The sequence below is a fragment of the Desulfogranum japonicum DSM 18378 genome (assembly GCF_000429945.1).
In the GTDB taxonomy this organism is placed as follows: Bacteria; Desulfobacterota; Desulfobulbia; order Desulfobulbales; family Desulfobulbaceae; genus Desulfogranum; species Desulfogranum japonicum.
The window spans coordinates 1-6,311 of record NZ_AUCV01000085.1 but is presented as its reverse complement, the minus strand read 5'-3'; the positions used below and the strand labels follow the sequence as shown (position 1 = coordinate 6,311).

Genomic DNA, 6,311 nt, shown 5'->3' with positions numbered 1-6,311 from the left:
ATGAGCTCATCGGTGAATGTTCCAAATTCCCTCACCTCAGATTCCTCCAGGCCCTGGGAGCCCCTGGTGAGCAGGCAGGCCGATATTTTCTCTTTGTGAACATCCAATCCGCAACATACCGGATGAATAATTGAAATCGCTGGGGTATCTTGTCCTTGAGTCATGGCTATCCTCCTTCATGATTAAATTTAAGCCGTTTTTTCAGAAGGATATAGGATAGCTATGACTCGCCCTCTATTTCAACACTCAAGTTTCATGCTTCGTTGTGACTACTTGTCCTTGTCATGGGGGTTAGAGGATAACTATCAAGGCTGCTATGACTCTCTTGCGGATTATGCCGAAGAGCTCACCACCAGCACAAGCGAAGTCCCGGAGCATCTTTCATACTACATCGACTATGACCGCATGGGCCGTGACATGGAAATGAGCGGCGATATTTTTACTGTAGAAACAGCACATAACGAGATTCATGTGTTCAGTAATTGCTGAGGACAAGCTTAAAACCACGCTGCTTAACTGTAGCGTGCTGCATTCAATCTTGCCTAGCATGCTTACTTTTTGTATAACAAGAAAAACTGGGACTTTTACTTTTTTTTTAATTACTTATCTGGGTGAAATGCCACAAAGCAATCAGCAAAACGGGTAACTCTGATCGGGAGATCACTCTATGGAACTTGTCGAGATCAGTATAGAAAATTTTCGTGGCATTCGCTCATTACTTTTGCCCTTTGAAGATTTAACAGTGCTCATTGGGGAAAATAACACTGGCAAGTCAACAGTTCTTGAGGCGCTTCGTTTGATCTTGACTCGTGGCTTCAGCGCCAGAAAGGATGCTCGGTTTACCGAATACGATTTTCATTTAAAGGATGCAGTCGCAACGCCACAAACAGCCGACCCAATTTCTATCGTATTGCATTTTGCGGAAAAACAGGAAGATGATTGGCCTGATCCCATCGTTCAACAAATGAGCGAAGTAATTCAATTTGACCAAGATGGGATACAGCATATTTGGTTACAGGCGAAGGGAAGCTATCTGACGGAGTCGGGATCTTTTGAAACCTCATGGGCTTTCCTAGATAGCAGCGGAGCCGAATTGATACTAAAAAACGCAACGCCTCTTAATCTGATAACGAGGTTTGTTCCTCTCTTTTTTCTTTCAGCTATCCGTAATGCCTCGCAAGAGTTTAGCCAGAGAGGACAATTCTGGAGCGGTTTTCTGAAATCAATCGAGCTTCCAGATGAGGAACGCGATAGGATCGAGGAAATGCTCCAAGAGGTTAACACAAAGGTAATTGGAGCAAACGAAGGATTGACTGAGGTGACAAACCGAATTGCCGAAGCTAAACGGCTTGTCCCGCTAGACTCAAGCGATCCAGTAGTTCTGGAAGCAATTCCGACCCGCGTGTTCGATATGGTTGGAAAAATTCAGGTTCATCTTAAGTCGTCTTATGGTGCAAAACTCCCCTTGCATCGCCATGGCGAGGGAACACAAAGCCTTGCTGTATTGATGCTTTTTCAAGCGTTTACAGCAGCTAATTTGGCTGAAGCATACACACCTGAATCTACACCGTTACTGGCTTTGGAAGAACCTGAGGCACATCTTCACCCGTCAGCCATTCGCTCGTTGGGATCGTTTTTTGAAAGCATGACGGGGCAAATTATCGTAACGAGTCATTCTGGGGATTTGATCTCAAAGGTTCCAATTCTTTCCCTACGTAGACTTTATAAAGTTAATGGGGAAACTAAAATTGGCCGAGTTGAAACTGGTACGTTCTCTGACCGTGAACTTCAGGCAATCGACTATACTATTCGACTTACCAGAGGACATTATCTGTTCTCTCGATGTTGGCTCTTGGTAGAAGGTGAATCTGACTATCATCTCATGCCGCTGATTTTTGACATACTGGGTTATTCTCAAGACCAAATCAGTTTTTCCATTTTGGAGATAAGCCAAGTTATTAACAAAGGTGAACCGTTGATAAAATTCGCCAAATCGTTGGGCGTTCAGTGGTTCTTGATGGCAGACGGAGATTCAGCAGGAAACGATTATGTTGCCCGCGCAAACAATTACCTAGAGATTGGGGAAAATCTTGCTGATAGGGCTCGAACTTTGACCTATCCTGATGTTGAGCATGAATTCTGGAACAATGGTTACCAAGCATTTATCGAAAACATGGTTACAGCAACTCGTAAACGCCAGATCGCGAGTGAAGCTGCAGGCGATGCCGCAAAAGAGACAAAATTACTGATAAAAGCTGCAATTAAGAATGCAGGCGGTAAACCAGCCTTCGCGCAAGCATTGGCTACAGAAATCAGGCGACGTGGAATTGATGAGATTCCACAAACAATCAAAGACATCATTACCCGTGTTGTCCAGTTAGCCGGAGATTAAAACCAATGATTGATCTATCAACACTAAACGAAAATCAGCAAGAAGCAGTTTTATGGGATGAGGGCCCTCTACTTGTACTGGCTGGCCCTGGTTCTGGTAAAACGCGGGTTCTTACTACTCGCATTGCTCGTATACTGGAGCAATCTGCTGGTCAACACTTCAGAATTCTGGCGCTTACATTTACTAACAAGGCTGCAGCGGAAATGCGAGGCAGGGTTGAACAGCTCGTCCCAAGCGAATTTGCTCGGGTACGGCTTACAACCTTTCACTCTTACGCGGCTGAATTACTACAACAGCATGGTAACCATTTAAGTTTTCGCCCAGATTTCCAAATTCTTTCTAATGACGCTGATCGTGAAGCTTTGCTTGATGACGTCCTTGGAGTACTCAGCAAAGATTTAACTTATTCGCTTCCCGATCATTTTAAAGCCGCCCAGCTTCTGCCCGCGATTACTAGGCTCCTAGAACAATGCATTCCACCAGATCAAGCGGAAGTCCTGCTTGAGCAAAGAAATGTAGATAATGCTATTCCGTTGGCTCGCGTCTATGCTGCTTACAGAGAGGCATTGCGACGGACCAATTCTCTTGATTTTCCAAGTCTGATAGCTGAATCTTTGGATCTTCTTGGAAAATATCCTTTCCTTGTTAAGCATATTCGCAAGGTTTATAAACATATACTTATCGATGAATTTCAAGACACCAACCATTCTCAGTATCGAATTCTATCACATATAGCTCAGCCTGATCCGTCTACACTTTTTGTTGTAGCTGACGACGACCAGATTATTTATCAGTGGAATGGTGCGAGTCCTAAAAGAATTGAAGCACTACGTAAAGATTTCGGAGTCTCCGAATTACAGCTCCCGGAGAATTACCGCTGTCCTTCGCAAGTTATTGAGTTAGCAAATGCTCTAATTGAAAAGAATATGAACCGCTCTGCTGGGAAAAAGCCATTGCAAGCGGTTAAGCCGGGAGCATCCGGCAATGTAGTTCGAGTGTTTCATTTCAACTCATTGAATGAGGAAGTTGAGTGGATTGCGAATGAAATCTCACAAAAGAGCAAGGAAGAGCTAGCTATTTGCGCTGTTCTTGCTCGTACAAAAAAACTCCTTGATCTTATTGGTGAGAAACTTGAGGAGGTTGGTGTCCCAGTTTATTACGCCGCTCGCAAAAATGAATTTAAAAGCGCTCCAATGAGGATGCTGCATTCTATTCTTCGCCTTGTCAATCAAAGCGAAGACAAGCAAGCCTTAGCGCGTCTTTCAAAAGCCTTCTATGAACTTGAAGGCATCAGCATTGAACTTGCTCCAGTGCTTTCCCGTGCATCTGCAGATGGTATAGACTTATTGCGCTCATGGCTTGAGGAAGTAAGGCTTCGTGACGCTCTTGAAGCCCGAACACGACAATTACTCGAAACAGACATTAAACCACTATTAAATTCACTTAACTACCGCGTATTTATAGAAAAATTATTTAACTGGGCGGACGCCTGTCAAGCCGATTCACGACCGGATGAAAATGCTTTCAACGAATTCGAGGAAGAGCGAGAAGTGTGGGCAATACTTTATACTGAAATTACAAAAAAATTCGAAGGCGAGGATGTGAGCTTACATCAGTTTTTACACGAATTGGATTTAACCTCCAAAACACCGCCAAAACCGCCTGAGGCAATCCCTTGTTTCACTATTCATGCCTCTAAGGGAATGGAATTTGGACATGTTTATCTCATGGGATTAGTTGAGGATCAACTGCCTAGTTGGGCCGCCGTAAAAAAGGGAGACAACTCCCTCGAAATGCAAGAAGAAAGACGAAATTGCTTTGTCGCCATCACTCGCGCCCAAGAAAGCCTTACGATGACCTATTCATCTGAAGTTTTTGGATGGAGAAAACAGCCTTCCAGATTCCTTAGTGAAATGGAGATTGAATTATGATTTTGGAATAGTCGTTGCTCGATCTGACAGGTGCGATAAAAACTAATGACTGCCAGATCGAGGCATTGTTCAAGACTAATTCTATCTCTATCGTTGTCACAGTTAGTGGCAATAATAGTGGCATATTATTGCCCCATTTCTACCTTATCCCCTTGTTATGACTTGGTTAGTTGTCGAAAACATACTGGCAGAAATATTACCGCTCAAAGCCTTTTTCCTTGCTGCCTTTAGCTGGTTCTTGCTCATGGGATTCAGGGTCTCTAGCATCATCTGAGATGATTTCGAGATGATCGTCCGGGTAGGTTTTGTGTTCTGCCTCCTGTGATTTGGTTTTTTCTGGTGTGGTGATGGTTTCGGCGTGGGAGAGGTCGCGGAAGAGGTTTTTGCGTTCTTCTTCCTGTTTGTCTCTCATCGCTTTGATCTCTATTTGTAGGGTTTGGCGGGCCTCCATTTGTTGTTTGAAGAGCTCTTCACGTTCTTTGTAGTCGCGTTTATAGGCGTGCCAAGCCTCTCGCTCATTCTTCTTGCGGCTTTTCCAGTAGTTGCCTGTGAGTTTATCCCAGAGGCCTTTGAAGCCGGGGCGGATGCGGGCGGCACGGTTTAGCTCTTCTTGCTGCCAGCGCTCTTTTTGTTGTGCTTTCAGCTTTTCGCGCTGATCGCGTTGGTGTTTGACCATATTGAGCCGTTTTTGCTCTAATGGCTTCTTTTCTTGCTCATGTTGCAGATTAAGCTCTTCCGCGAACTTCTTGAATAACTTCGATAATCTGCCTTTGATTGTGGCTTTGACTTCATCCACGGTTGAAAGGTTCTTATAGGAGCCGAGCCGGGCTTCGACCTCCTTTTTCTTGATGCCTAATTGCCGGGGCAGGGAGTAGATTTCCCCGTGAATCCTGAGTTCCCGGCAAAATGTAACGAGGAATTTTAAATAATGACTTAATAATACACGGAATAGGTCCAATTTCTCTTGCAAAAATCCTCGTCACAATACATACTATTGTAACGAGGAACAGGAGGGATTACGAATGGCCACTATTGTATATCAGGCCAATAAAAAGACAGGAGTTACTTATGCGTATGAGTCAGTCTCTTATTGGGATAAGAAGAAGCAGCAGTCCAGAGCGAAGCGAAAATGCATTGGACGGCTAGATCCAGAAACCCGGAAGATCATTCCCACCCGCAAAAGAAAGAAGCCAGCCGTTGAAGAAAAGGCTAAACGAGGGCCGGTTCCCGTTACCCGTCTTGCTCGCAGCTTCTATGGGGCAACCTATCTTTTCGATTATATTGGTAAAGACACCGGTGTGACAGACGATTTAAAGGCGTGTTTTCCCGAGAGTTACAGGCAAATTCTCTCTATAGCTTATTACCTAATCTTGGAGGATAGGAATCCGCTAAGTCGTTTCCCACGCTGGGCAGCCATCCATCGACATCCCCATGGCGAAAATATTTCATCTCAGAGAAGCAGCGAACTCTTTGCTTCCATCACAGAAGAGGCCAGGCTACGCTTCTTTCAGCTTCAAGGAAAGCGCCGGATGGATACGGAGTACTTCGCCTACGACAGTACATCGATCTCCAGTTATTCCAAAAGCCTCAGGCAGGTCCGTTACGGCAAAAACAAAGATCATGAGCATCTGCCACAGATCAATTTGACTCTGCTCTTCGGACAACAATCAGGGCAATCGCATGGGTAATAACCTATACTCAAGCAAATAGTCTACTTTCTTTTATCGTCTTAACAGGTTACATAGTTTTCTTCGTCACCCCTGAGATAACTCGGATTTAAAAAAGATTACAGATGAAGAAACAAGCAAGCTCTCTTTTTGTGAAACACTTTTCCACCCTGGATGACCCCAGAGATACGGATCAAATCAAACATAACCTGCTCGATATTCTTGTAATTGCCATCTGCGGTACCATTTGCGGTGCAGATGGCTGGAAACCCATTCAAGAATACGGACTTGCCAAGCAAGAATGGTTGAGCACCTTTCTTG

General features: G+C 44.4%; 5 protein-coding genes and 1 pseudogene. 5 read left to right on the top strand and 1 reads right to left on the bottom strand.

The window, feature by feature from the left end; all coding sequences use genetic code 11:
- Positions 1–222: 222 nt before the first annotated feature.
- The 3 genes from G493_RS33185 (at position 223) to G493_RS0121960 (ending at position 4,323) form a co-directional block, all read left to right on the top strand.
- Positions 223–489, top strand: a complete 267-nt coding sequence (locus G493_RS33185; protein ID WP_084813718.1) for an antirestriction protein ArdA — start codon at positions 223–225, stop codon at positions 487–489.
- A 178-nt stretch (positions 490–667) separates the two neighbouring features.
- On the top strand, positions 668–2,392 hold the full coding sequence (locus G493_RS0121965; protein WP_028582102.1) for an ATP-dependent nuclease: 1,725 nt from the start codon (positions 668–670) through the stop codon (positions 2,390–2,392).
- Between the two features lie 5 nt (positions 2,393–2,397).
- Positions 2,398–4,323: an ATP-dependent helicase gene (locus G493_RS0121960; RefSeq protein WP_028582101.1), complete on the top strand. Its 1,926-nt coding sequence runs from the start codon at positions 2,398–2,400 to the stop codon at positions 4,321–4,323.
- Positions 4,324–4,519: 196 nt separating this feature from the next.
- On the opposite strand, the gene G493_RS0121955 is transcribed toward G493_RS0121960, so the two are convergent.
- Complete coding sequence (locus G493_RS0121955; RefSeq protein WP_028582100.1) at positions 4,520–5,293, bottom strand: hypothetical protein; 774 nt, start codon at positions 5,291–5,293, stop codon at positions 4,520–4,522.
- A gap of 52 nt (positions 5,294–5,345) precedes the next feature.
- Between G493_RS0121955 and G493_RS30725 the strand changes: the two are divergent.
- Both G493_RS30725 and G493_RS30720 read left to right on the top strand, forming a co-directional pair.
- Positions 5,346–5,993 (top strand): annotated as a pseudogene (locus G493_RS30725) (IS1634 family transposase); the annotation flags it as partial.
- A gap of 122 nt (positions 5,994–6,115) precedes the next feature.
- On the top strand, positions 6,116–6,311 hold a 196-nt coding region (locus G493_RS30720; protein ID WP_035275614.1), incomplete at its 3' end, for a transposase family protein.